This is a genomic window from Magnetospirillum sp. (assembly GCA_027532905.1).
Taxonomy (GTDB): domain Bacteria; phylum Pseudomonadota; class Alphaproteobacteria; order CACIAM-22H2; family CACIAM-22H2; genus Tagaea.
Genome location: JAPZUA010000001.1, coordinates 1363522 through 1389076 on the forward strand (window position 1 = coordinate 1363522; position 25555 = coordinate 1389076).

Annotated in this window: 27 protein-coding genes and 1 tRNA gene; 15 read left to right on the forward strand and 13 right to left on the reverse strand. The window is 65.4% G+C overall.

Features of this window, described 5'->3' with window-relative positions:
- Nucleotides 1–12 precede the first annotated feature (12 nt).
- Nucleotides 13–489 carry a phosphonate C-P lyase system protein PhnG gene (gene phnG / locus O9320_06620; GenBank protein MCZ8310507.1) on the reverse strand — a complete coding sequence of 159 codons (477 nt, stop codon included), beginning with the start codon at nucleotides 487–489 and terminating at the stop codon, nucleotides 13–15.
- Between the two features lie 150 nt (nucleotides 490–639).
- On the opposite strand from phnG, the gene phnF reads away from it, so the two are divergent.
- A complete protein-coding gene (gene phnF / locus O9320_06625; GenBank protein ID MCZ8310508.1) occupies nucleotides 640–1371 on the forward strand; it encodes a phosphonate metabolism transcriptional regulator PhnF in 732 nt (243 codons plus the stop codon).
- 8 nt (nucleotides 1372–1379) lie between these two features.
- Here the strand turns inward: phnF and phnE (O9320_06630) are convergent, their stop codons facing one another.
- The 6 genes from phnE (O9320_06630) to O9320_06655 form a co-directional block, all read right to left on the reverse strand.
- Complete coding sequence (gene phnE, locus O9320_06630; GenBank protein MCZ8310509.1) at nucleotides 1380–2252, reverse strand: phosphonate ABC transporter, permease protein PhnE; 873 nt, start codon at nucleotides 2250–2252, stop codon at nucleotides 1380–1382.
- A complete protein-coding gene (gene phnE, locus O9320_06635; GenBank protein MCZ8310510.1) occupies nucleotides 2249–3124 on the reverse strand; it encodes a phosphonate ABC transporter, permease protein PhnE in 876 nt (291 codons plus the stop codon). The genes phnE (O9320_06630) and phnE (O9320_06635) overlap by 4 nt, the downstream gene beginning before the upstream one ends.
- Before the next feature lie 7 nt (nucleotides 3125–3131).
- A complete protein-coding gene (gene phnD, locus O9320_06640; protein ID MCZ8310511.1) occupies nucleotides 3132–4061 on the reverse strand; it encodes a phosphonate ABC transporter substrate-binding protein in 930 nt (309 codons plus the stop codon).
- A gap of 31 nt (nucleotides 4062–4092) precedes the next feature.
- Nucleotides 4093–4920 carry a phosphonate ABC transporter ATP-binding protein gene (phnC, locus tag O9320_06645; protein ID MCZ8310512.1) on the reverse strand — a complete coding sequence of 276 codons (828 nt, stop codon included), beginning with the start codon at nucleotides 4918–4920 and terminating at the stop codon, nucleotides 4093–4095.
- A gap of 316 nt (nucleotides 4921–5236) precedes the next feature.
- Nucleotides 5237–6247, reverse strand: a complete 1011-nt coding sequence (locus tag O9320_06650) for a Gfo/Idh/MocA family oxidoreductase (protein ID MCZ8310513.1) — start codon at nucleotides 6245–6247, stop codon at nucleotides 5237–5239.
- A gap of 339 nt (nucleotides 6248–6586) precedes the next feature.
- Nucleotides 6587–6672, reverse strand: a tRNA-Leu gene (locus O9320_06655).
- Between the two features lie 89 nt (nucleotides 6673–6761).
- On the opposite strand from O9320_06655, the gene O9320_06660 reads away from it, so the two are divergent.
- The 3 genes from O9320_06660 (at nucleotide 6762) to O9320_06670 (ending at nucleotide 8048) form a co-directional block, all read left to right on the forward strand.
- Nucleotides 6762–7253, forward strand: a complete 492-nt coding sequence (locus O9320_06660; protein MCZ8310514.1) for a disulfide bond formation protein B — start codon at nucleotides 6762–6764, stop codon at nucleotides 7251–7253.
- A complete protein-coding gene (locus tag O9320_06665) occupies nucleotides 7250–7804 on the forward strand; it encodes a demethoxyubiquinone hydroxylase family protein (protein MCZ8310515.1) in 555 nt (184 codons plus the stop codon). Before O9320_06660 ends, O9320_06665 begins: the two co-directional genes overlap by 4 nt.
- A gap of 79 nt (nucleotides 7805–7883) precedes the next feature.
- On the forward strand, nucleotides 7884–8048 hold the full coding sequence (locus O9320_06670; GenBank protein MCZ8310516.1) for a hypothetical protein: 165 nt from the start codon (nucleotides 7884–7886) through the stop codon (nucleotides 8046–8048).
- Nucleotides 8049–8058: 10 nt separating this feature from the next.
- Here O9320_06670 and O9320_06675 read toward each other — a convergent pair whose 3' ends face one another.
- On the reverse strand, nucleotides 8059–8631 hold the full coding sequence (locus O9320_06675) for an HNH endonuclease (protein MCZ8310517.1): 573 nt from the start codon (nucleotides 8629–8631) through the stop codon (nucleotides 8059–8061).
- 208 nt (nucleotides 8632–8839) lie between these two features.
- Entirely contained in the window at nucleotides 8840–9502 is a 663-nt protein-coding gene (locus tag O9320_06680; GenBank protein MCZ8310518.1) for a prolyl oligopeptidase family serine peptidase, read from the reverse strand.
- 78 nt (nucleotides 9503–9580) lie between these two features.
- Between O9320_06680 and gluQRS the strand changes: the two genes are divergently transcribed.
- The 3 genes from gluQRS to O9320_06695 all read left to right on the forward strand — a co-directional run bounded on the left by gluQRS (nucleotide 9581) and on the right by O9320_06695 (nucleotide 11375).
- Nucleotides 9581–10426, forward strand: a complete 846-nt coding sequence (gene gluQRS, locus O9320_06685) for a tRNA glutamyl-Q(34) synthetase GluQRS (GenBank protein MCZ8310519.1) — start codon at nucleotides 9581–9583, stop codon at nucleotides 10424–10426.
- A gap of 46 nt (nucleotides 10427–10472) precedes the next feature.
- A complete protein-coding gene (locus O9320_06690) occupies nucleotides 10473–10613 on the forward strand; it encodes a hypothetical protein (GenBank protein ID MCZ8310520.1) in 141 nt (46 codons plus the stop codon).
- 435 nt (nucleotides 10614–11048) lie between these two features.
- Nucleotides 11049–11375, forward strand: coding sequence for a hypothetical protein (locus O9320_06695; protein ID MCZ8310521.1), 327 nt, complete (start codon nucleotides 11049–11051; stop codon nucleotides 11373–11375).
- Between the two features lie 34 nt (nucleotides 11376–11409).
- Here O9320_06695 and O9320_06700 read toward each other — a convergent pair whose 3' ends face one another.
- Nucleotides 11410–12696: a hypothetical protein gene (locus O9320_06700; protein ID MCZ8310522.1), complete on the reverse strand. Its 1287-nt coding sequence runs from the start codon at nucleotides 12694–12696 to the stop codon at nucleotides 11410–11412.
- Nucleotides 12697–12755: 59 nt separating this feature from the next.
- Complete coding sequence (locus O9320_06705; protein ID MCZ8310523.1) at nucleotides 12756–13598, reverse strand: shikimate dehydrogenase; 843 nt, start codon at nucleotides 13596–13598, stop codon at nucleotides 12756–12758.
- A 184-nt stretch (nucleotides 13599–13782) separates the two neighbouring features.
- On the opposite strand from O9320_06705, the gene O9320_06710 reads away from it, so the two are divergent.
- The 7 genes from O9320_06710 to O9320_06740 are packed head-to-tail and all read left to right on the forward strand — an operon-like array spanning nucleotide 13783 to nucleotide 21200.
- A complete protein-coding gene (locus O9320_06710; protein MCZ8310524.1) occupies nucleotides 13783–15435 on the forward strand; it encodes an alpha/beta fold hydrolase in 1653 nt (550 codons plus the stop codon).
- Nucleotides 15422–15961 (forward strand): adenylyl-sulfate kinase, encoded by a 540-nt coding sequence (locus O9320_06715; protein ID MCZ8310525.1) that lies wholly within the window; start codon nucleotides 15422–15424, stop codon nucleotides 15959–15961. Before O9320_06710 ends, O9320_06715 begins: the two co-directional genes overlap by 14 nt.
- A gap of 47 nt (nucleotides 15962–16008) precedes the next feature.
- Entirely contained in the window at nucleotides 16009–16806 is a 798-nt protein-coding gene (locus tag O9320_06720) for a class I SAM-dependent methyltransferase (protein ID MCZ8310526.1), read from the forward strand.
- A complete protein-coding gene (locus tag O9320_06725; protein ID MCZ8310527.1) occupies nucleotides 16803–19145 on the forward strand; it encodes a PEP-utilizing enzyme in 2343 nt (780 codons plus the stop codon). The genes O9320_06720 and O9320_06725 overlap by 4 nt, the downstream gene beginning before the upstream one ends.
- On the forward strand, nucleotides 19142–19726 hold the full coding sequence (locus tag O9320_06730; GenBank protein ID MCZ8310528.1) for a gamma-glutamyl-gamma-aminobutyrate hydrolase family protein: 585 nt from the start codon (nucleotides 19142–19144) through the stop codon (nucleotides 19724–19726). Before O9320_06725 ends, O9320_06730 begins: the two co-directional genes overlap by 4 nt.
- Complete coding sequence (locus O9320_06735; GenBank protein MCZ8310529.1) at nucleotides 19723–20445, forward strand: phosphocholine cytidylyltransferase family protein; 723 nt, start codon at nucleotides 19723–19725, stop codon at nucleotides 20443–20445. Before O9320_06730 ends, O9320_06735 begins: the two co-directional genes overlap by 4 nt.
- Nucleotides 20445–21200, forward strand: a complete 756-nt coding sequence (locus tag O9320_06740; protein MCZ8310530.1) for a 3-oxoacyl-ACP reductase FabG — start codon at nucleotides 20445–20447, stop codon at nucleotides 21198–21200. The genes O9320_06735 and O9320_06740 overlap by 1 nt, the downstream gene beginning before the upstream one ends.
- Here the strand turns inward: O9320_06740 and O9320_06745 are convergent.
- On the reverse strand, nucleotides 21190–21687 hold the full coding sequence (locus tag O9320_06745; GenBank protein MCZ8310531.1) for an ureidoglycolate lyase: 498 nt from the start codon (nucleotides 21685–21687) through the stop codon (nucleotides 21190–21192). The genes O9320_06740 and O9320_06745 overlap by 11 nt on opposite strands.
- Nucleotides 21688–21753: 66 nt before the next feature.
- Here O9320_06745 and O9320_06750 point away from each other — a divergent pair, with 66 nt between their 5' ends.
- A complete protein-coding gene (locus O9320_06750; protein ID MCZ8310532.1) occupies nucleotides 21754–23208 on the forward strand; it encodes an NAD(P)/FAD-dependent oxidoreductase in 1455 nt (484 codons plus the stop codon).
- Here the strand turns inward: O9320_06750 and O9320_06755 are convergent.
- On the reverse strand, nucleotides 23205–25439 hold the full coding sequence (locus tag O9320_06755) for a CHASE domain-containing protein (GenBank protein MCZ8310533.1): 2235 nt from the start codon (nucleotides 25437–25439) through the stop codon (nucleotides 23205–23207). The two genes, O9320_06750 and O9320_06755, sit on opposite strands and share 4 nt — an antisense overlap.
- Nucleotides 25440–25555 lie beyond the last annotated feature (116 nt).

Consider the following 25555-nt stretch of genomic DNA (forward strand, 5'->3'; position numbering starts at 1 on the left):
TGCACGCATCCTCTATTCCCGCACAAGCGTGAAAAAATCGACCTTGCTGGTCGCGGCATGCGCTGCTTGTGCCGCAACGCGTGCGGCCTGCGCTGCTTCGAGCCGATCGATCTGGCGCGCTGCTTCTGCGTTGCCGCGCTGCAAAAGCGCATCGAGCAGCGCTGCCTGTTCGGCGCGGTTTTTGTCGCGGCCCATTACATAGCCGAAGCCCATCGGCCCTGCCGCGTCGCCCGCAAGCCGCACGACGCAGCGCGTGACCGTGGCTTCGCCGAAATTGAACGGCGCCCCGCGCCCGCCGATGCGGCCGCGCAGCAATGCCAATCCCGTTTCGGGCGGACGCACGAACGCTGCGCGTGGCATCTGCCCCAGTGCCGCACACGCTGCGGCCAACTCGCCCGGCAGGGCTTTCGCCAGCACGCGCATCCAGCGCTGGCGTGCGGCGTTCGCAGCGTCGCCTACGGGTGCGGGGTCGGATACGGAAACTGTCATTTGCGATTCATCCAACTTGTCTATACAAGTGTATTTAGACCAATCCGGCAAACTTGTCTATATAAGATAAGGCGGATGGCAGCCCCTCAAATAGCGCGGGCACGAGAAGTTTTTGTGGCGCTTTGCGGACGCGGAGAAGGAGGGCGTTGGATGGAACCGATCTACGGCGACGACACGAGCCCGGCCGTGTGGAAACGCATCGAAGAAGCGCTGTTCCGCGAGATCGCCGCGCGCGGCAACAAGCCGGGCGAGCGGTTGGAATCGGAAGGTGCCCTTGCGCGCCGGTTCGGCGTGAACCGGCATACGGTGCGGCGCGCCATCGGCGGGCTCGTACAGCGCGGCCTTGTGCGCGTTGAACGCGGGCGCGGCTCGTTTCTGGTGGGGGCGGCCGTCGAATACGCGCTTGGGCCGCGTACGCGCTTTTCCGAAAACCTGCTGCGCCAGGGCCGTGCGCCGCACCACGAAATTCTCGGCATCGCCGAAGTGTTCGCGGCCAAACCGATCGCCAAAGCGCTTGGTTTGCGCGTGGGCCGGCCGGTCGTGGCGTGGCGCTCGGTCGGCAGTGCCGACGGCAGCCCGACGAGCTATGCGCTGCATTTCTTTCCGGCCGAACGTTTGCCCGGCATTGCCGAAGCGCTGCGCACACACCGCTCGATTTCCAAAGCCATGGCGGCCATTGGCCACGGCGACTATCGGCGCAAATGGACGCGCATCACGGCACGCTTGGCGGAGGCCGACGAGATCGAATTGCTCGCACTCACCCCGGCCCGCCCCGTGCTGGTGACAGAGAGCGTGAACGTGTCTGCCGACGACGTGCCGATCGATTTCGGCATGACGAGCTTCGCCGCCGACCGCGTGCAGCTCACGGTCGAAGCGCCCTAGACCGGCACTCACGCCGGCAGCGGCTGCTTGCCGACGAGTTTTTCGCGCAAGCTGCGCGACACCACGTCGATGATCGAGACCGTGATCAGAATCATGATCACGATGAAGCAGACTTGGTCCCAATCGTTGATGCGGATGCGGTCGGCGAGAGCAAGCCCGATGCCGCCGGCACCCACGACGCCCAGCACCGTGGCAGAGCGCGTGTTGCTCTCGAAATAGTAGAGCACGTTCGAAACGAACACCGGCAGCACCTGCGGCACCACGGAAAAGCGCATTTCCAGAAGACGGCTCGCGCCGGCGGCGCGAACACCTTCGCCCTGCTCGCGCTCGACGTTTTCGATGGCTTCCGAGAACAGCTTCGAAAGCGTGCCGACGTCCGACAAAGCAAGCGCCATCACGCCCGCAAACGGCCCCAAGCCAACAGCGCTCACGAACACGAGCGCCCAGATCAACGCGTCCACGCCGCGAAACCCGTCCAGGCTGCGCCTTATGCCGAAATGGAAGATGCGGTTCGAGACGATGTTGCGCGCGGCGAGAAACCCGAGCGGGATGGCGGCGAGAGCCGCCAGCATCGTACCCAAAAACGCCATTGCCAGCGTTTCGCCCATGCCGGTCAGAAAATACGTGAACCAACCGCCGCTGTTGGGCGGAAACAGGAACTGGAACAGCCAGCCGAGCTTGCCGAGGCCGGCGAAGAAGCGGTCCCAGCCCATGCCGATCCACCAGAAGCCGAAGCCCACAAAACAAGCGATCGCCGCCGCGATCGCGATCTGCTTGAGCTTGCGGCGCTGCTCGGCCGCGTAGATCTGCGGATAGCGGGCCTGCAAGGCGGCGATTTCGCTTGCGTGCGGCAGGGCCGTTTCCATGCGCGGATTCGTCATTGGCGCCCCTCACCCATCAGGCCCGAGCGCAGCCGCTCGCACACCATGTCGATGACCGCAACGGTCGCAATGATCATCAAGAGAATGGCCGAAATTTCCGGATAGATGAACTGGCGCACGGCCAGCAGCAACTCTTCGCCGATACCGCCTGCGCCCACGAAACCCAGCACAGCGGCCGAGCGCACATTGATCTCGAAGCGCAGCAGCGCGTAGCTCACATAGTTGGGCATCACCTGGGGCGACACGGCGAACACCATCGTCTGCCACCAGGATGCACCTGCCGACTGCACGCCCTCGACCGAGCGCGTGTCGACGTTTTCGTTCACTTCGGCAAACAGCTTGCCAAGCGCGCCCGTCGAATGGATCGCGATCGCCAGCATGCCGGGGAACGCGCCAAGCCCAAACGCGAACACGAAAATGAGCGCGTAAACGAGCTCAGGGACAGCGCGGAAAATTTCGAAGATGCGCCGTACGACCCACACGCCGGTGCGCGAACCGTTGAGATTGGCCGACGCGTAGAAGCAGCCGACAAAGGCTGCCCCGAAAGCGAGCAACGTCGCAAGGCCCGCGATCAGAATAGTTTCAAGCAGAAGTTTGAGCCAGTGCCAGAAGCCCCAGTACCATTCCGCCATGTCGGCGCGGAAGGTCTCGATGCGCAGCACGGGTACTGTGCGCCAGATGTAATTCCACGCACCCGGCAAGCCCTCGATCAGATTGCGCGGGTTGACCTCGGCCATGTACACGGCCAAGGCCGTGCATACGAGCAGTACGAGACCGCCCAGCCAGAGCTGGCGCCGCTTGTCGCGGCGCTGGCTCTGCCAGGCGGTCTCGAACCGTTCGACCGCGTCGAGATTCGTCGGCGAGGCGGCCATCTGTCGGTCAGGAGCCGCGACGCTGGGTCTGGTTGAAACGGATCATTTCGAGCACCGGCTCGTAGACCGCATGCGAGCCGGGCACGAAGCCCTTCGAGTTGCCCGCAGTGATCTGCTTGAAACCTTCCGGATCGACATTGACCATGTCGAGCATCGCCTTACGCAAATCGTCGCGCATCGCTTGCGGCAGGTCCTTGCGCACCACCCAGGGGCTTTCCGGGATATCGGGCGACGTCCACACGACGCGCACCGAGTCCTTCGGGATCAGGTTCTTGTCCCACATGCGCTGGAACACGCTGTCTGACGCAGAACGGAACCACACGAATCCCGCATCGTACTGTCCGTTGACGACGGCCAGCGCCACGTTGTCGTGGCTCCCGGCAAAGCCAGTGCGCGAGAAATAGGTATTGGCGGGCGTGCCGGCCTTGGAGAGGAAGAAGTTGGGCGCAACGAACCCGGACATCGAATTGGGGTCGACAAAGGCCAGCGTTTTGCCCCGCAGATCTTCGATCGATTTTGCCGCATTGTCGGCGCGCACGACGATGACCGAGCGATAGAGCGCCACGCCGTTGATGTCGGTTTCGATCACGATCGGCTCGACGTTGCCTTGCGTGACCTCGAATGCGCGCGCATACGAGGCGGGTCCATGGAATGCCATTTCGACGCGTCTGGCGCGCTGGGCTTCGATGATGCCGGCATAGTCGGTTGCCGTGAACAAGCGCACTTCGACGCCGAACGTGCGTGCCAGATACGCCTGCAGGGCCGCGTAGCGGCTCATCACCGTCTGCTGATTTTCCGCCGGAATGACGGCGACGTTCAGCACCGGGAACTGGGCGCGCCAGCTGGCCTGCGCCTGCGCACGGGTTGCAGCAATGGCGGGCGCGAACAGCGCGGCACCGGCGGCACCGGCGATGATTTGACGGCGGGTTGTTTTCATTGTGGGACTCCTGGTTGGCGGGGTGGAAAAATCAGTTTGCGAGTTGACGCGGCGCATCGGCGCGCGCAGCCGCTTCCGTGGCGACGAGGCGCGAGAAACCGGCATCCGCGCCGGATTCGGCCGATACGTCGTCGCCGTAGATCGCACGCACGGCGGCCGTGTCGAGCATGTCGGGCGTGCCGTCGAACACGATTTTGCCGCCGCGCATACCGACGATGCGCTTGCAGTAGGTGCGTGCGGCGTCAAGATCGTGCAGATTCACCACGACCGTGATGCCGTCCGCGCGGTTGATGCGCGCGAGCGTGTCCATGACCATGCGCGCACTGCGCGGATCGAGCGATGCGATCGGCTCGTCGGCCAAGATCATGCGCGGCTGCTGGCTCAGCGCGCGCGCGATGGCCACGCGCTGCTGCTGGCCGCCCGACAGCGTGTCGGCGCGCTGCAGGGCAAGTTCGGCGATGTCCACGCGCTCGAGGCAGCGAATGGCGAGTGCACGTTCGGCGGCCGAGAACTGCATCAGCAGCGACGGCACGAGGCTGCGATAGGCGAGTCTGCCGACGAGCACGTTGGTGACCACGTCGAGCCGCTTAACGAGATTGAATTGCTGGAAGATCATCGCGCACTGGGCGCGCCATTTGCGCAGGGCCGCACCCTTCAGGCTCGCCACATCGATATCGCCCGCGAGGATACGGCCGCTGGTGGGATCGGCGAGGCGATTGATCATACGCAGTAGCGTCGATTTGCCGGCCCCCGAACGGCCGATGATGCCGACCATCGCGCCCTCGGCGAGGTCGATGCTCACGCCATCGACGGCGGCTGTGGTGCCAAAACGTTTGGTCAGATCGACGATCTGCAGCATGCGCATTCCCTTCGGCAAGGCGTTCGGGATACGCGGCATATGGCGGACAGAGAGTTACGCCCGCGTGAAGTTTGTCGGGCAAATTTGTTTCAGAAGCGCGACAAAAACCTTAATTGTGGAGGCGCACGCCCGGTGCGAGCGTGCCGCGATCGGCCAGACCTGCTGCGCGCGCGGGATTTTCCGACACAAGCGGCCGGAGTTTCGCGAGATCGGCACGCCCGCCCGCAAGGCGCCACGGGTGGGCGCGTCATCGGGAAACCCTAGATGCGGCAGCGATGGGCACAGAACGATTCGCGGTCTCCCGGCTGCTGCCCAGCTACACCACCTCCCAGCGACCGCTGTCGCCGGCGCGCACCAGCGCGTCGAGTGCCCGCATGTTTAGGATCGCATCCTCGATGCCGCCGACGACGGGGGCGAGGCCGCGGACCGTCCGGCCGAAGGCTTCCGCCTGCAACTGGTACTGATCGACCGGCGGGAAGGCGATCTCGCGGGCATTACGGCCGCCCAGGCGCGTGCCGTCATCGATGAAGATCCGCGTCGCCGCGTCGGGTGGGGGGTTGAAGGGGATCTCGATCTCGATGCGGCCCTTCGTCCCCAGCGCTTGGACTCGCTGGAACGGCACGAGTTGCGTCGAGACGCTGAAGCCAAGATGGCGTCCGGCGCCGAAATCGAACAGGCCGCTGGACAGCGTGTCCGTGCCGAACGCAGCCGAACGCTCGATGATTGCCGTCGCCCGCATTGGATCGGCGCCGAAGAGCAGACGCCCCGACATGAGCGCGTAGCAGCCGATATCGAGCAGGCCGCCGCCGCCAATGTCCTTGCGGTTGCGGATGTTCGCGGGATCGGCATTGAAATAGCTGAACGCGACCTGGACGGCGCGCAATTCGCCAATCTGCCCCGACGCCACAATCTCGATCGCCTTCTGCCACTGCGGGTGATGGCGGATCATGAAGGCCTCGGCGACATGGATTCCGGGCGGCACATCGCGCAATGCCTCGGCTTCCGCTGCGGTGATGGCGATGGGCTTTTCGCACAGCACGTGTTTTCCCGCACGTGCCGCCGCCAGCGTGAAGGGCACGTGCAGATGGTTCGGCAGCGGGTTGTAGATCGCCTCCACCTCCGGGTCGGCCAGCAGCGCTTCGTACGATCCAAAGGCGCGCGCAGCCCCGCACGCGGCTGCAAACTCGGCGGCCCGTGCGGCGTCGCGCGATGCCACTGCGACGATCTGCAGGTCCTTGCTGCGCAGCATGCCGGGAACGACTTTCTCCCGGCCGATCTTGGCGGTGCTGAGAATGCCCCACCGGACGGGCGAAATTGCGTCGGCCATTTTTTGTCCTCCCTCTGAGGCTCCCCGCTGGAGCCGGTGAATTCTGTCGTCTTTCCGCGCGGCTGCCGCGGTTTTGCGAACCGGCCGCCGCCAAGATTTGACGGGCGCCTCGGGCCACCTCGTTCACGCCGATTCACAGCCCAGCGTCCGGCAATCGTTGTACCGGCATCGAGGATCAGAATAATGCAACTCGGCCATATCGGCTCAAGGCGATGCCGCGAGCTGGCGGTCGGTATCGCGCAGAGCGCGAGCGTCGGGGAAGAACACGCCGGGGCGCGGCGCCTGCGTATTCTCGATGCGCCAAGCTTGCGGCTTGGCGGAAAATGTTTCGGCCGTCGGTGGTGCCCCAGGTCGGACTTGAACCAACATGTCCTTGCGGACAACAGATTTTGAGTCTGCCGCGTCTACCGTTTCGCCACTGGGGCACCGGGCCGAACGAAGCGGCGATAATAGGGGCGAATTTGCCGGGGTCAACCCCTTGGGATTCGCTCCTCGCGAAGCTAGGATCGCGGCGATGAAATCGAATTTGCGCATGCAGGCGGCGGCCGTTGCCGTTGGATCGGCAGCCACGCTGGGGGCGGCCTTGGCCTTCCAGCATTTGGGCGGCTTGGCGCCGTGCGAGCTCTGCTATTGGCAGCGCTACCCGTATTGGGGAGCGATCCCGCTCGCCATCCTTGGCACCGTGCTGCCGGGCCGAGCGGGGGCGCTGTGCCTGGCCGGGGCTTCGATTTGCTTGGCCACGACCGCCGGCATTGGCGGCTTCCATGTGGGCGTCGAGCAGCATTGGTGGCAGGGGACGAGTGCCTGCGGCAGCGCCCAAGGCCCCGCGGCCAGCCTCGAGGAATTGCGCGCCCGCCTGCTGGCAGCCCCCATCGTGCGCTGCGATTCGCCGGCTTGGACCCTGGCCGGGCTGTCGATGGCGGCCTATAATATGCTGATCGCGACGGCGCTCGGCCTCACGGCCGGGTGGACGGCGCTGAAACGCTGGAAGGGCGACGTTCAATGACTGCCGCACGCAATCTGGGCCTGCCCGGCGAACCGGCCGGCGAAAAACTGATCGACCGCGTGCTGCGCGTGAATCTGGCCGGCGAATACGGGGCCGTGCGCATCTACGAAGGCCAGCTCGCCGTGCTCGGCCGCACGAGCCCGGCCGGCGCCGCGATCGCCCACATGGCCGAGCAGGAGCGCCGCCATCTCGAAGCTTTCGAGCGCCTCGTGCCCGAACGCCGCGCCCGCCCCACCGTGCTGCAGCCTTTGTGGCATGTGGCCGGATTTGCGCTGGGGGCTGCGACCGCGATGCTGGGGCCAAAGGGTGCGATGGCCTGCACGGTCGCGGTCGAAGAAGTGATCGACGAACATTACCGCGAGCAGATCGCGACCCTGCCCGACAGCGAAGCCGATCTCAAAGCCACGCTCGAAGATTTCCGCCGCGAAGAGGTCGAGCATCGCGACGAGGCCCTCGCGCAAGGGGCGGAAGCCGCCCCCGGCTTCGAGCTCTTGCGCGGCGCCATCAAGGCCGGCTCGCGCGCGGCGATCTGGCTTTCCTCGCGCCTCTGAAACTCCCGCTCTAAGACTGCCGCAAAGGTTTCTCGCACCTGCCGCTTTTCCGCCATGGTTGGCGGGCAATAAGCTCGGCATGCGAACCCGCCGCTTCCTCCACGACGAACCGCCCCTGGCCGAACTCATCGACGATCCGATGGTTCGCGCCGTGATGGCGCGCGACCGCGTTTCGCGCGAAGGGCTTATCGAAGTGATCCGTGCGGCCCAGAAGCATCTGAAGCCCGAAAAAATCCCGGCCTAAATCGGCCCGCTCAGATGGGCTCGAGTTCCGCATCCCAATAGAGGAAGTCGCGCCAGCTCTGGTGCAGATAGTTGGGCGGAAAGGCGCGGCCGTTTTCCTGCAGTGCGGCCGAGGTCGGCTGGATCGGCCGATGGCGCGGGAACATTTTGGCCTCGGCCGGCAAGCGGCTGCCTTTGACGAGATTGCAGCACGAGCAGGCCGTAACGACGTTTTCCCACGTGGTGCGCCCGCCGCGCGAGCGCGGCACCACATGGTCAAAGGTGAGCTCAGGCGCCGGGAAGGCTTCGGCGCAGTATTGGCATTCGAAGCGATCGCGCAGGAACACGTTGAAGCGCGTGAAGGCCGGGCGGCGGGCGGCCGGCACGTATTCTTTGAGCGAGATCACCGACGGCAGGCGGAAGGCTTGCGAGGGCGAGCGGACCACGCGATCGTATTCCGAGACGACGTTCACGCGATCCTGGAACACCGCTTTGATTGCGTCCTGCCAGGACCAGATCGACAGAGGGAAATACGAAAGCGGGCGGAAATCGGCGTTCAGCACCAGGGCGGGGCAAGCTTCGGCGCGGCTGCTGCGCGAGCCCATTTCGGCGAAAGGAACTCGGCGCGGATCCAGCGGTGCCGGATCCAATCTTGTTGCCAGTGCTCCAAAAGCCTGGGCCCCGAACGCTTCACCGTCCACGCCTGCCCCTCCGCTAACCGCTTCGAGAATCGACGTTCACTTTCAGCCCTTCTTTGATAGGCGATCTTGCCTTCAAAAGCAATGCGTTGGCCCGTTACAGGGGCATGACATTTTAGGCCTGCAAAACGGTGCCGAGCCGGTTTCGCAGGAACTCGGCCCCGGCCTGCAAGCCCGCCTCGTCGATCGAGTGCGGCAGACCCGGACACGCCAAAGTTTCAACTGCCATACCTGCCGAATCTAAAGCGGTTGCGGCCTCCGCCATGCGCTCGAACGGCACGATCGGATCGGCCGTGCCGTGCACGAGCAGCACGGGCGGACGCGATTTTACGGCTGCCCCGAAATGTGCCGCATCGACCAAAGCGCCCGAATAGCCGAGCACGCCGCCGATCGCCACATCGCGGCGCGGCGCCACATAAAGCGACATCATCGTGCCTTGGCTGAAGCCGACGAGCGCCAGGCGCTCGGGCGGCAGGGCGAAGCGCTGCAATTCGGCGTCGAGAAACGCATCGAGGATCGGCGCTGCCGCCGCCACACCCGCCACGACGCGTTCGGGCGTGCGGTCCTGCAGGCTGAACCATTGGCGCCCGTAGGGCGCCATGTCGCAGGGGAAGGGTGCATGCGGCGACACAAAATGTGTGCGCGGCAAAAACCGCGACCACAAGGGGGCGAGCGAGATAAGATCGTTGCCGTCGGCCCCCAGCCCGTGCAGCAGCACCACCAGCGAATCGGGCTTGTTTGCCCCCGCCCGCGGTCCGTCGAGTTCGAAGAACGCCATTCTGCCGCCCCTTTTTTGCCGCCCCGGATTCCCTAGCCTGCCTTCCCCTCAAAGTCGAGCCTGCCACAGACGAGTGCGATGTCCGATACCCGCTTTGCCCCTTCGCCCACCGGCTATCTGCATCGCGGCCACGCTTTTTCAGCCCTGTTCGCGGCCGAGGCGGCCCGCACGAGCGGCGGGCGCTTCATCCTGCGCATCGAAGACATCGACCACGGCCGCTGTCGGCCCGAATTCACCGACGCGATCTTCGAAGATCTCGCCTGGCTGGGCCTGATCTGGGAGAAGCCGGTGCGCCGCCAGTCCGAACACATGGCCGACTACCAAGCCGCCCTCGCCAAGCTCGAGGCGCTCGGCGTGCTCTACAAATGCGTGTGCACGCGCGCCGACATCAAACGCGAAATCGCCGCAGCCGGGGCGGCCCCGCATCTCGCCGGCGAAGGCGGCGAGCCGCTTTATCCGGGCACTTGCCGCAGACGCCCGGCAAACGAAGTGGCCGACCTCGTCGCAAACGGGGCGGCCTATGCGCTGCGCCTCGATGTTGCGGCGGCGGCAGCGATCGCAGGCAAGCTTGCCTGGCACGACCAGGCGGCGGGCCCGCAAGTGGCGCGACCCGAATTGCTTGGCGACGCGGTGCTGGCCCGCAAGGACGTGCCGACGAGCTACCATCTGGCCGTGACGATCGACGACCATCTGCAGGGCATCGACCTTGTCACGCGCGGCCAAGATCTGTTCGTCGCCACGCATCTGCACTGCCTGCTGCAGAAACTGCTCGGCCTGCCGACCCCTGCCTATCATCACCATAAATTATTGACCGACCCGGACGGCCAGCGCCTGGCCAAACGCGCCGGGTCGCCAAGCCTGCGCGATTTGCGCGCGACCGGGATCGCGGCAACCACCCTAAGAAATGATTTGGGTTTTAGTTGACTTTTGTTAAAATTATGGCTAAATTCTCGATATGGAGGATTGAGCCATGGTCACGTTGTTTTGGGGCCTTGCCATCTATATTGCGTTTGTTTTCCTTCTCGATATTGTCGTCGATCTGCTTGCCGGCGCGTTTGCGTGGGCGGGCCGCCACGAGGCCCGCATCCGCGCAGGTCGCCTAGCAAACTGAGCCGCAGGCGAACTTTTTGCGGCGGAAATAAGTTACCATAGGCGCCGAAAGGCGACGATTGGCGACTGCTGCAACCTATTCATTATCATTTATTTACAAATACTTGACTGAATTAGGCGACCAGGTGACGAAATTTTTTTCGTCGCCTATTTCAACCTGTCTCCGCAATAGCAGCCCCACGGTCGCCAAGACCGCAGGCAAGACCCTCATTTCACCATGTCAAACAGCGCCGCTTCGGGAACGCCAAGGCATAAGATTATTATCCACAAGTCGATCTAAAAAGCAAGGACTTTTGCACCGCAAAACTTTGTGCCCGGCGCAGGCCGTTTATCGCTAGGGTGCGCCAGCAGGGCCTTGAACTTGCCGCCCTCCCACCGCAGATTACCGGCCATTGCCGTTTTGTCGCTTCTTCACCCCCGGCCCCCGAGTTCAGCCATGACAGACCCCGCCAACAACCTGTCGGCAGCCCCCACAGAACCCGCCTTCGAGGTTCCGGAAGGCACCATCTATATCGGGGCCAACTCGGTGGCGCGCTGGTTCATCGAACTCGGCTTCAGCCAGGGCAAACCATGCCTGCTGGCCAAGCAAGTGTTCCTCGACGCGCCCAAGAACCAGACCGCGATTTCGCGCCAGCTCGCCGCAGGCCGCGTGTTCTTTTCGCTGAAGCAGCTCGAAATGCTGATGCAGGTGCGCCACCACATCGAAATCAACGTGCCCGACTACGAGCGCGTCCGCATCGCAGCCCATCTCGGCAGCGGCTGATACGCCGCGCGCGCTCTCGCTGGGCGGTGCGTCTTCAGGAAATCACGCGAAACATCTTGAACGCTTGCCCGTCGACGAAGGCGAAATTCGCCCCGGACGGCGAGAACGCAACGTCGCTAATGAGACGCGCGTCAGGCGTCTCGTAAGCGAACATCTCCGCCCCGTCGGACACGCGCCAAACGCTGACCCCGCTGCCCAAAACGCGGCTATATTTGGCGCGCCGTGTGGCAAACCAACGATTGTCCGGCGAGATCGCCGAGGCCATGACCGGCGAATAGACAAGCGGAAACGAAATCTTCGTCCGCCGTTCGCGCAATTCCCATATCCAAACCGCCTCCTGAACGGCCGAAGCCGGTTGTGGCGCCGGGTTTTGGAGATGCATCGTCGAATGCTGATGCAGTGGCATCGAGCCGATCCCCAGCAAGCTGCCATCGGGGCTCCAGCGCAACGATGCCGTACCTTCGCTGGTTCCCGGAAATTCGGCGATGCGCGTATTGCGCGCCGGATCGACGATAGCGATGTTCGGCGGCAGATTGGCGCGCATAAGCGGGGCGCCATTTTCCGCGACCGCCACAAGACCGTCGCGCGAGACGTCCAACATCCGCTGATACCCCAATCCAGGGGCCGATTCGTACATGACGCCCCGGACCGACAAATCTTTCGTGTCAAGCAGGACGATCGCGGATTGCTTCAAAGGCTGTCCAACGCGGATCGCTGCAAATCGGCTGTCCGACGAGGTTGCAACTCGATCGGCAAAAAAACCCGCGCCGCCCTCCATCATTGGAAACGCCAGCCTGTCCAACAATCGTCCGCTTGCCGCGTCGAACACTTGGACAAGTTCGGTGGGAAAAACACGGTCGCTGCCAATTTGACGCGGCGAGACGATCAAGCTACGCCCATCGTCGCCGAAGCCAAACGACGGAAGACTTACCGCACTAGGCCTTGGAATACCCAAAATAGCTTTGCCGGAGGGAAACTCGTAAACGGCAAGCCGATCCGCGTGCCGAATCGCAACCCGACTTCCGTCCGGACTGAACCGAAAGGCCATGACCTCGCCCGTCAGTGACCAAAACCCGGCCGGAACTAGCGCCAATTGCGGTCCCATGTCGCGCGCGTTCCGACCGCCCTGCGCCGTTTGTGCAAAGGCCTTAGCTCTGTTTGCCAAAATGGCGGGGGCGGACAGAGCTGCGCCCAGCGCACCCGTCACGAAACGGCGCCGTGTACTGCACACGGCAGATTCGGGTTCGGGTCGCTTCTGCCGCACCATCCGAAACGCTCCTGACGGTCGCCACGACAGGGCCGACAAAAGCGGCACCTGCATCGACGACACAATCTTACATGCATTTCAGCCTAGCGGGCGCGCATGCCGCGCGCAATCGCCTAAAGCGTCGCCTCGAGCGTGGCGCGCAGTTCGCGGCTGATCTCCGGCAAAATGCCGAACCACGCCTGGAAGGCCGGGCGGGCTTGGTGCATCAGCATGCCGAGTCCGTCCACGGCCGGGTTGCCGCGCGCGCGGGCGGCCGCAAGCAGCGGTGTCGCAAGCGGCGTGTAGACGATATCGGCCACCACGGCGTCGCGCGGCAGGCGGTCGAGGGCGAGATCGAGCGCGTCTTGCCCCTTCATGCCTTGGCTCGTGGTGTTGACGAGCATCGCCGCATCGGCGAGTGCTGCGTGCCGGTCTTCCCACGCGACGGATACGAGGGCTGAACCGAAACCGGCGCGCAAGCCTTCGGCGCGCGCCTGCGTGCGGTTGACCACGCGGATTTCGCGGCAGCCCTGCTGCAGCAAACCGTCGACGATCGCGCGCGCTCCCCCGCCCGCCCCGATCACGGTCGCAGGCCCCGCAGCGGCACGCCACGTCGGAATGGCTTCGGCCACGCTGGCAACGAAACCCCACGCATCGGTGTTGGTGCCCGAAAGGCTGCCGTCTTTTTCGACCACGATCGTGTTGGTGGCCCCGATGCGGCGCGCGGTGTCGTCGAGCCGGTCGACCAGCTTCACCGCTTCGATCTTGTGCGGAATGGTGAGATTGCAGCCAGCAAAGCCGAGGGCCGGCAAAGCGCGCAACGCGGCTGCGAGGCCCGCGACCGGAATCTCGAGCGGCACGTAGCGCCCCTCGAGCCCGCTTTGCGCAAGCCAATGGTTGTGCAAGAGCGGCGAGCGCGAATGCAGAACCGGCCAACCCATGACCCCGGCCAGATGGAAACGTCGCGGTGCGGACATTTGCGCGGCAACTCCTGCGAAAAACCGGCGCAAGAGTCGTCGCAGACGCAAGCTTGCGCAACGGTTTTTTCGCGAAGCCCGCCCGGCCCAAAAACCTGCTGCAAGACCGCCCCGAATCGCGCGAGACTCGAGGTTAAATCCGCGTCGCCCAGCCGATTCGCAAAAACAAGGGTCCCGCCGCATCATGGCGACCGTCAACGCAAGCCAGCACCATGCCGACGGCTATCTGCAGGCCGTGCGCGTAGAAGCGCAGACCCCGAACCCGGTCGCCACACTCGTATTCACGCACGGCGCTTTCGGCACGGCCGCCCATTTCGAGAAAATCGCCGAGGCGCTCTCGCGCAGCTACGAGGTCTATCTCGTCAATCTGCCGGGCCACGGGCGCTCGGCCTGCGATTTTTCGCCGACGGTCGCAGCGATGGCGCAGCGCGTTGCGACCTATCTCAATGCGCGCCGCACGCAGCCGCTCGTGCTGATCGGCGAATCGATCGGCGCCAATGTGCTGGTGGCGGCCGTACCGATGCTTCAGCAAAACGTGCGCGCGGTCTTGATGGTCGATCCGCCGGTGGGTCCGCGCGGCATGGCGCAGGTGGCGGGCTGGTTCAAACGCTACGCCAATGCCGAGAGCCCGCCTTTCTGGCTCGCACTGGCGCAGGCGTGTTTCGGCTACAATGTGCTGAGCGGCCAATCGCAGCCGGTTTCCTACGCCGATCTGTTCGCGCACCTGCCGCCATCTTTGCCGATCACGGTCGTGACCGGTGCGGCAAGCGACGACGACGCGATCGAACAGGCCGATGCGGCGAGCAACCCGTGCTGCTTCGGCAATGCCGACGAAGCGGCGTTGCGCCTGCGCCTGGGTGCACGCTTCGCATGTCGGCGCCTGGCCGGTCTCAACCACAATCCGTTCCACTATGCGCCCGACGCGATGCAGGCCGAGATCGAGGCGTTTTTGGCGCGGCTCGAAGCGACGTCCCCGCAAACACCGGCGCCGCGTCCCGCCAATGCGCGGCGCCGCGTGCTGTGGTTCTCCGGCTTTCCGTCGTCGGGCACGGTCAAGCTGCAGATGATGGCAGCGCACTTGCTGGCAGCCGAAGCCAAGGGAGGCCCGATCCGCTCGCTTGCGCATATGGACGAGATCGTGCCGCCGATGCTCGTGGACTACAACATGCCGCCCGATCCGATGGGGCGGGCGATCGAGCCGATCTTCACGCACCATCTGCCGGGGCCGTTTTTGTCGACGACCTACGAGACGGCGGCGATCGTGCAGGTCGTGCGCCATCCGGTCGATATTGCGTTTTCGACCGCGTCTTATGCGCTGCCGTTCCACTGCGACTATGTGTCGATGTCGCCCGAGCAACGCAATGCCCGCACGCGCGCGCTTGTGCACGAATTTCTCGATCTCGGCACGCTCGCACTCTACGCAAATTACGGCTTCGGAACGTGGGCTTTGCATGCGCGGCTGTGGCGCGATTTTGCCGAGCAGGCGAAGGTGCCGTATCTGCGCTTGCGCCTGGAAGACGTGCGCAAGGACGAAACCGCCGCCTGCCGCCAGATCGCGTCCATTCTGGGGCTCGCACCCGACGATGCGACGATCGCCGCCGCCGTCGAAGCCGCCACGATCGGCCATTCGCGCACCCTCGAAGAGGCGACGATCGCGGCCAAGCTGCCGTGTCGATTTTATGTGCCGCAATTGGCGCCGCTCTACGAAGCGGGCTGGCGCTACCACGGCAAGGGCCTGTCCGACTACGGCAAGGGCCAATTGACGGACGCGGATTGGGCGAAGGCCAAAACGACCTTCGGCAGCGAAGCGGCAAGGCTCGGCTATGCTTTCCCCTGACACGAAATCCGGCACGGTATTCTGGATCACCGGCCTGTCGGGGGCCGGCAAGACCACGCTTGCCGAATTGCTCGTCCCCGCTTTGCGCAACCGCGGCCGGGCGGCTGTACTGCTCGACGGCGATATGCTGCGCGCGATTTTAGGGCGCGAAGTGGGTGCATACGACCGCGCGGCGCGGCGTGAACTTGCCTTCGTATATGCACGGCTCGCACACGCGTTGGCCGCCCAAGGCATCGACGCGGTGTGCGCCACCATCTCGATGTTCGATGCGGTGCGCGAGTGGAACCGCACCAACAACGCTTCGTATGTCGAGATCTATCTCGACGTCGCCTTGGCCGAGCGCGTGCGGCGCGATCCCAAAGGGATCTATGCGCGCGCACAAGCAGGTGCGGAAGCAGCCGTGCCCGGATTCGACGACGCGTTCGAAGCGCCCAAAGCGCCCGATCTCGTTTTCGGACCCGCACCGCTCCCGGCGCCCGACGCCTGCGTCGCTGCGATCCTGGCATGGCTCGACAGGCAGGCGTGATCCCGACTAGCTTTTCCTTTGGTCCCCGATACGAACGGAAAAAGACGATGGCAGGCGAAACTAGGGCAGGCGAAACCAAACTGGGCGATTTCACCGGGCTTGCGGCCGACTATACGCGCTACCGCCAAGGCTACGCGCCGGGCGTGGTGAAGGCCTTGCTCGGCCTGCTCGACCGGCCGGCCGCCCAGTGCGATGCGGCCGATGTTGGGGCCGGGACGGGTATTTGGTCGCGCATTCTGGCGCAGGCGGGTTTGCGCAGCGTGACGGCGATCGAGCCCAACGACGACATGCGCGGCAAAGGCAGTACGCATCGCGAAAACGGCGCCATCGCGTGGCGCAACGGCTCGGGCGAAGCGACGGGCCTCGACGCACAGAGCGTGGATCTGCTGACCATGGCCTCGTCGTTCCATTGGGTCGATTTCGACAAGGGCACGGCCGAATTCGCGCGCGTGCTGCGGCCCGGCGGGCGCTTCTGCGCGCTTTGGAACCCGCGCCTCGTCGAGGCCAACGCGCTGACGGCAGCCATCGAATCCGAACTCGATCGCCGCTTGGTCGGCAAGCCGCGCGTGTCGTCGGGCCGCTCGGGCATCACGCAGACGCTGACCGCGCAGCTGTGGTCGCATCCTCTGTTCGAAGACATCGTCTATCTCGAAGGCCGGCACGTCGCCCATCTGTCGCCCGAAATCTACATGGGCGCTTGGCGCAGCGTGAACGACGTACGCGCGAAATTGGGCGAGGCGGGCTTCGCCGATTTCCTCGGCTGGGTCGAAAAGCGCATCGAAGGCCACAAGACGATCGAAGCCGTGTATCTGACGCGCGCTTGGGCCGCCCGTCGGCGCGCATGAAAGCGGCGGCAATCCGCCTCGACCTTGCCGGCAAGGCGCAAACGCTGGCCGCCTTGCGCGGGCAGTTGGCGCACGGGCATGTGTTGCCGCTGCAGCATTTTGCCGTGGCCGAATGGCGGGCGGCGCGCGCTTCGGTGCTGGCGCGACTTGGCAACGATGCCGAGCTCCCCTTTCCGCTGATCGTGCGCTCGAGTGCGGCGGGGGAAGATTCGGCCAGTGCGTCGCAAGCCGGACGCTTTCTGTCGATCGCGAATGTGGCCGACGCCGATGCGCTTGCCGCAGCGATCGACGCGGTCGTCGCGTCCTATGGCGACGCGGCCACGCAAGCGGCGAGCCGCGTGCTCGTGCAGCCGATGCTGGCGGCGCCGCGTCTTTCCGGCGTTGCCTTCACGCGCGATCCGGCCACGGGGGCGCCCTATCGCACGGTCAATTACCATATCGGCGCCGATACGGCGGCGGTGACGGCGGGCAAGCGTGCCGAGTTGCAAACGCTTGTCTATATCGCAGGAGCGGGCGACGCGATCCCATCGGAATTCGTAGGCCTCGACCGCTGCCTCGACGAGCTCGAAGCTTTGTTCGGCTCGCCTGCCCTCGACGTCGAATTCGCGATCGACCAGGCGGGCGCTGTCGCAATCCTGCAAGTGCGCGCCCTTGCCTGCCCGCCGGGGGCCGCGATCGACGAGGCGCTGCACGCGGCCTTGGACCGCATTTCGGAGAAAGTGGCTGCGGGCTTGCGGCCGCATCCGTTTTTGTTCGGGCCGCGCACGGTGTTTGCGGTGATGCCCGACTGGAACCCGGCCGAGATCATCGGCCTTAGGCCGCGCCCGCTTGCGCTGTCGCTCTATCGCGAGCTCGTGACCGACGCGATCTGGGCCTACCAGCGCGACAATTACGGCTACCGCAATCTGCGCAGCTTTCCGCTGATGGTGTCCTTCGAGGGCCTGCCCTATATCGACGTGCGGCTGAGCTTCAATAGCTTCGTGCCGCGCGATGTTTCGCCCGCTTTGGCCGAACGTTTGGTCGCCCACTATATAGGTCGGCTCATTGCCGCCCCCGTGCTCCACGACAAGGTCGAGTTCGACATCGTCTTCTCGTGCTACGATTTCACGCTGCGCGAACGCCTCGAAGGGCTCGACGAGCGCGGTTTTTCGGCATCCGAGCGCGCGGCACTGGCTGAGTCGCTGCGCACGCTCACCAACAACATCCTGCGGCCCGACGGGCTGTGGCACCAGGACGAAGCGCGGCTTGTCGATCTCGACAAGCGCTACCAAGCGCTCGCCCTTGCCAAGCTCGATCCGGTCGCGCGCATCTATTGGCTGCTCGAAGACTGCAAGCGCTACGGCACTTTGCCGTTTGCGGGGCTCGCCCGCGCAGGCTTCATCGCGATGCAGATTCTGCGCTCGCTCGTGGCCGTGGGCGTGCTCGACGAGGACGGGCTTGCCGCCTTCATGGCCTCGGTCGACACGGTGGGTACGCGCATCGGCCGCGATCTGGCCGCGATGCCGCGCTGGCAGTTCCTCGAGACCTACGGCCATCTGCGCCCCGGTGCCTACGACATTCTGTCGCCGCGCTACGACGAGGCGCCGGACCTCTATTTCGATTTTGCGCAAGCGGCGAACCGCCCCGCCCCGCCGCCGCACAAACCCTTTGCGCCCGACGAAGCCATGCGCGCGAAGATCGCCGCATTGCTTGCACAGCACGGGCTCGAAACCGACGTCGACGGGCTGTTCGCGTTTCTGGCGGGCGGCATTCGCGGGCGCGAGCGCGCCAAGTTTCTGTTCTCGCGCAATTTGTCGCTGGCCTTGGCCGAGATCGGCAAGCTCGCCGCAGCACACGGGCTCAATCTCGACGATGCGTCGCATCTCGACATCCGCACGATCTACGAGCTTTACGTCGGCAGTGCGGATATCGGTTCGGCGTTGCGCGAAAGTGCGGCGGCGGGGCGTGCGCGCCAGAAGCTCGCGCAGCGCCTGGTGCTACCGCCGCTCATCTACACGCAAGCGCATGTGCGCGCCTTCCACTTCCCGCCGAGCGAGCCCAATTTTGTCGGCCGCAGCCGCGCGCAAGGAACGGTGAGTGCGGCCGACGCCGGCAGCGATCTTGCCGGCAAAATCGTGGTCGTCGCCAATGCCGATCCGGGTTTCGACTGGCTGTTCTCGCGCCGCATTGCGGGCTTCGTGACCGCCTATGGCGGGGCCAATTCGCACATGGCAATCCGTGCCGGCGAAACCGGCACGCCCGCCGCTATCGGCGTGGGCGAGCGCGCGTTCGAGACCTATCGCCGGGCGCGCGCACTCGATCTCGACTGCGCCAATCGGCGCATCGTGGCGATCCAATGAGGGTGTTGCTGGTGAGCCAGCGCGTGGTCGTCGATCCGCGTCACGGCGAACGGCGCGACGCGCTCGACCAGCGTTGGAGCGAATTTCTCGCAGCATCCGGGTTCTTGTGCGTGGCCCTGCCGAACCATCCGCAAAATGCCGCCGCGTTTGTCGAAGCGCTGGCACCTGCGGGCGTCTTGCTCACCGGCGGCGACGATCTCGGCGATGCGCCCGAACGCGACGCAGCCGAAGAGATCGTCGTCGCGTGGGCGCTGGCGCACAAGCGGCCCGTCTACGGCGTGTGCCGCGGCTTCCAGTTTCTGCTCCAGCGCGCGGGCGCCAAGCTCGAGCGCATCGCAGGCCATGTCGCAATACGGCATGCGCTTAGCGACGGCACAAGCGTGAACAGCTTCCACGATTGGGGCACGGCGCATGTGCCGAAGGGCTGGACCGAAATCGCGCGCGCACCGGACGGCACGCTCGAGGCGGCACGCGCCGACGACGCAGCGCTCGCGGGCCAAATGTGGCACCCAGAGCGCGAGATGCCGTTCGCGACGCGGGACATCCAAACCATCGCAGCGTTTTTCGGAGGAGGCCCATGAAAGGCTTGATCCTGGCGGCCGGGCGCGGCTCGCGCATGGGGGCCCTTACCGACGCCAAACCCAAATGCCTCGTCGAGATCGGCGGACGCAGCCTGCTCGATCGCCAGATCGCCGCACTCACGGCAGCGGGCTGTGCCGAGATCGGCATCGTGCATGGCTGGCAGGGCCACATGCTGGCGCAAGGAGGACTCGTGCGCTTCGCCAATACCAATTGGCAGACGACCAACATGGTGCGCTCGCTCGAATGTGCGGCTGCGTGGCTTGGCGCCGACATTTGCCTCGTGAGCTACAGCGACATTTTTTATCCAGCTTCGGCCGCCGCCAAACTCGCTGCGTGCGACGCACCCCTGGCCATCGCTTACGACCCGCTTTGGTTGGCGCTGTGGCAGCAGCGTTTTGCCGATCCGCTGGCCGATGCCGAAACCTTCCGCCGCAGCGCGGACGGGCAGCTGATCGAGATCGGCGGCAAAACAAAAGACGTCGCCGAGATCGAAGGCCAGTATATGGGCCTCCTGCGTTTCGCCCCCGCCGGCTGGGCAAGCGTGGCGGCCTATCTTTCGACCTTGCCCGCCGCCAGCGCCGACCGGCTCGACATGACGGGCCTGCTCAAAGCGCTGCTCGCGCAAGGGACGGCAATCCACACCGTCGCGGTCGACGGCCCGTGGGGCGAAGTCGACAGTGCAAGCGATCTCGAACTCTACAGAACTTGGAGCGTGTGATGGCGAAGGCAGGAAAACTCGACGGTCGCAAAGCGCTGGTCACCGGCGGCAATACGGGCATCGGCCGCGCCGTAGCGCTGGCTTATGCCGCCGAAGGGGCCGACGTGACCGTGGCTTGGCACGCGGACCCGAAGGAAGCCGAAGCAACCGTTGCCGCGATCGTGGCGTTGGGCCGCCAAGCGATCGCCGTACGCGCCGACGTGACCAGCGAGGCGAGCGTGGCGGCTTTGTTTGCTTCCCACCGCAAACGCTTCGGCAGGCTCGACATCCTCGTGAACAATGCCGGCATCCAGAAATCGCAGAAGCTCGAGAAGACGACCCTGGCCGATTGGGAGCGTATGCTCGCCGTGCATCTGCGCGGCGCCTTCCTGTGTTCGCGCGCCGCCGCTGTCTTGATGCGTCGGCAAAAGCAGGGACGCATCGTCAATGTGTGCTCGCAGCTCGGCTATATCGGGCGCGCAGAATATCTCGCCTACAGCACCGCCAAAGCCGGGCTCATCGGCTTCACGCGGGCCCTTGCCAAAGAACTGGCACCCGCAGGCATCCTTGTGAACGGCGTGGCGCCGGGCCTCGTCGATACGGGCTTCGATCCGCTGTCGACTGCGGCCAAACGTGCGCACGCGCGAAGCTTGCCGCTGAAGCGCCTCGGCACGCCCGGCGACATGACGCCCGCTTTCGTGTTTCTGGCCAGCGACGAGAGCCGCTATTTCTGCGGCCAGCTCCTGCACCCGAATGGCGGCGAGATCATGCCGTAGCGGACGGGAATACCAGCCGGTACGCGCGGTCGAGCGGCAGCGTGCGGTGGTCGGTCTCGTTGGTGTCGGACAGTTCGAGATTGAAGAAGTCGCATTTGGGCGGCGCGAAATATGGCCCCGCATGCCACGTGCCGACATGCAGCTTGATCGCGACATTGCCCGGAATCGCGAACGCGGCAAGCCGCTTGGGGTCCGGCACGTCGCCGGGCGGGGCCACCAGCAGATACCACGGCACGCCGCCCACGCTCGCCAGACATTGCGTGACGCGCACATGGCACGTAATGCCGCGAATCGTCGGCTCGCGCCGGGCGAGCGCCATGATGTAGAAGCGCGGCGTGCCGGCCGACAACACAAGCTCGGCATCCTGCGGCCCGAACAAAGCGCCGTCTTCGGTCGCCGCGATGAGCTGGCCGTAGGGGGCGAATGCCGATGCGGCGATCGGTTGCGGCACGAGATCGACAAGTTCGGCGGTTTGGGTCGGGGTCATTGCGCACTTGCTCCGGCGTAGGAATTGCACATCATTGGCTGCCCTTTTCCCCTTGGCAAGAGAACGATGCGCTACGAACAAAGCGGCTATCCCCCGATCGACCTCGCAAGCCCGGCGCTGCAAGCATTGGCCGCCCAAGCGCAGGCCGAAATCGCGGCCCTCGCCTATCCCGCACGCAGCTGGGTCGAGCGCCGTTCGCCTGCGGGCGAAGAATGGTGCGACGTCGCAATTGTCGGCGGCGGGCAATCGGCATTGGGCCTTGCCTTCGGCCTGCAACGCGCAGGCGTGCCGGACACGCTGTGCTTGAGTGCGGCAGCGCCCGGCGAGGCCGGGCCCTGGCAGACCTATGCGCGCATGGAAACGTTGCGCACGCCCAAAGACCTTGTCGGCCTCGAATTCGGACTGCCGAATTTGGGCTTCCGGCGCTGGTACGAGGTGCAGTTCGGCACAGCCGCGTGGGAGGCACTCGGCCGCATCGCGCGCGTGCATTGGGCGGCCTATCTCGATTGGTACGCGGCCGCGACGTGCGCCAAAATTCGCCATCGAACGAACGTCGAAGCGATCCGCCCGATCGCGGGCGGCTTTGCCTTGGCGCTGCAAGGGCCCGAGGGGCCCAGCACGCTCCATGCGCGCCGCGTGGCGCTGGCCACCGGCTTCGAGGGCAGCGGCGGCTGGGACGTGCCCGCCCACATCAAAAACAACGTGCCGCCGCATGCCTATGCGCATTCGAACGGCCCGCTCGCGACAGGCCAGGTCGCGGGCAAGCGCGTGGCCGTGCTCGGCCACGGTGCGTCGGCCTTCGACAATGCGGCGTGGGCGTTGGCCAACGGTGCGACGCGCGTCGATCTCTGTTTCCGACGTGCCAAACTGCCCGAGATCAATCCGCATCGCTGGGCCGAACAGGCGGGCTTTCTCGACCATTTCTACGATCTGCCGGACGCGCTGCGCTGGCAGCTCGGCGTTACCTTCCGCCGCATGGACCAGCCGCCGACGGCGAACGGCGTTGCCGCCGCCACTTCGTATCCAAACTTCGAAGCGCATCCGGGCCGCGATTGGCTTCGCATTGCTGTGGACGGCGACGCGATCCGCATCGACACGCCGAAGGGGCCGCTGGTCGCCGATTTCCTGATCTGCGCCACCGGCCTTGCGACCGACCTTGCGCGCCGGCCCGAACTCGATCTTGTGCGCGAACACATCGCCCTGTGGGCCGACCGCTACATGCCGCCGCCCGCGTTGGCACATGCGGGACTGGGCGCATCGCCCTATCTCGGCCCCGATTTCGAATTCCTCGAACGGCGGCCGGGATCGGCCCCCTATCTCAAACATCTGTTCTGTTTCAGCTACGCGGCCATGGCGAGCCATGGCGGGCAATGTACCTCGATCAGCGGCCATAAATTCGCGCTGCCGCGCCTCGTGCGCGGTGTGGCACGCTCGCTGTTCCTCGAACAGGCCGACACATTGATGCCGGGCCTCGAAGCGTTCGACGAGCGCGAGATCCTGCTGCCGAGCGCGACGGCCTAGAGCAGCAACGCGTTGGCGATTTCGTCGAGCAGCGCCGCCTTGCGGAACGGCTTAGCGAGATAGCCGGTCATGCCGACCGCAAACGAGCGCGCACGGTCGTCGTCGAACGCACCCGCCGTCACCGCCACGATCGGCACGCGGCCTGCTTCGCCCGGCAGCGTGCGGATGGCGCGCGTGGCGTCGAGCCCGTCCATCTCGGGCATGTTCACGTCCATCAGCACGAGATCGTAGGGTGCCGTGCGCACCGCCTCGACCGCTTCGAGGCCGTTGGCCGCCACGTCGACGCGCACGGGATAGGGCTTCAGCATTTCGATCGCGACGAGACGGTTGGTCGCGTTGTCTTCGGCTAGCAGCAGGCGGATCGGGCGGCCGAGCGCTTCGGCGGCTTCTTCGATGCGCGCGATGGCGCTGGTCAGCGCCACGTTCTCGCGCTTGGGCGTGGCGCTGGCGGCGACGGGCAGCGACAGGCGCACCTCGAAACGGCTGCCGCGCCCGAGCGTGCTGGCGGCCTGCACAGTACCGCCCATCCGCTCGGCCAAGCGCCGCACGATCGCAAGCCCGAGCCCGGTGCCGCCGAAACGGCGCGCGACCGACGCATCGCCTTGAACGAACTCTTCGAACAGATTCGGCAGATACGCCGGTGCGATGCCAATGCCCGTGTCGCTGACCGCCAGGCACAGTGCCACCCTGCCTGCAACCGCGACCGCCCCGTGGTCGACCGCAAGCTCGACGCGCACCGAGCCGGTTTCGGTGAACTTCACGGCGTTCGACACGAGATTGAGGGCGATCTGGCGCAGCCGGCCCGGATCGCCCGAAACCGCGTCCGGCAATTCCGGATCGGTCTCGTAATCGAGGGCAAGGCCCTTGGCGTCGGCGCGCGGCCGCACGATCTCGAGGGCACCCCGCACGCACTGGCGCAGATCGAAGGCGATCTGCTCGAACTCGAGCCGGTCGGCATTGAGCTTCGAAAGATCGAGCACGTCGTTGACGATCAGCAGCAGGCTTTCGCTCGAATCGCGGATAGCGACGGCGAGCTCGCGCTGATTGACGTCGAGAGGCGTATCGAGCAGCAGCCCCGAGATGCCCATGATGCCGTTCATCGGCGTGCGGATTTCGTGGCTCACGGTCGCCACGAAATTGGACTTGGCGAGATTGGCTGCTTCCGACGCGTTTTTGGCGGCAGCGAGCGCTTGGGCATTCGCCTGGATATTGGCGAGTGCCCGCGCTTGGGCGAATACGAGCAGGCTTGCCGAAAACCCAAGTGCCAGCACCAGCCACGGCGCCCACATCTCGTCGTTGCGCTCGAAGGCTTCGCCTGCGCCGAATTCGACGGTCCAGCTGCGTCCCAGCGCTTGGAACGCAACGTCGCGCGCGTTGCTCGGCGCAACGAGGCTCTGCGGCCAAGCTGCATGCATCAAGGCGGTTTCGGTTTTTTCCGAACCGTCGTAGATGCGGAAGGCGAGGCCCGAATCCCAGCTGCGCTGCATCCCCGCCATCAGATCCGGCATGCGGAACGGTGCAAACACGAAACCCAGCGGCTGGCGGGCTTCGCCCTTGAAGACCGGCGCGTAGATCACGAAACCCGGCGGGCGCGCGTCGCCCTGCTCGCCCGCAAGCACGACTTTGCCGGACATTGTCGGTCGCCGTGCCGCGATCGCCGCGTCGATCGCCGTGCGGCGCGTGGCTTCGGAATACATGTCGAACCCGACCACGCCGCGATTGCGGCCAACATAGGGCTCGTTGAAAGCGATCGGCACGTAGGCCTGACGCATTCCCGGCGGCCTAATCTCGTAGTCGACGCTGGCTTCGGCGCGCCCCAATTCGGCGCGTAAGGCGGCCAGATGCGCCGCACGGCCCGGCTCCAGCACCAAGGGGGCAAAGCCGAATGCCTGATTGCCCGGCAGCGTTTCGCGCACGCGCGTCGCGGCGACGTAGGTCGCCCATTCGGCGCGCGTGACCTCGTCCGACGCCGCGAACAGTGCGGCTCCGCCGGACAGGGCCGTTTCGTAAACCAGCAGATGGTTCGCCAGTGTCGCCATGAACCGATCGGTCTGGATCGCAAAGCGCGTTTCGACATCGGCGCGGCGCTCGAACCAGGCAAGGGCCGTCAATGCGAGCGACAGGACCAGGCCGAACAGCAGATAGGTGACGGGACGGCGGTGCAGCGCCCGCGCGCGGTCGGGCGGCGCGGCGGCAACGGCGGGAGCGGACGACGCGGAATAATCAGCCAAGCGAAAAACACCACGAGGATCGGCGCAGCCCTGCCGCAAACGCCCAGGCTTTTCGTTTAGCCGAACCGCCGCACCCGGTCCAGCGGCAAAGGGCCAGCGGCAAAGGGGCCAGCGCC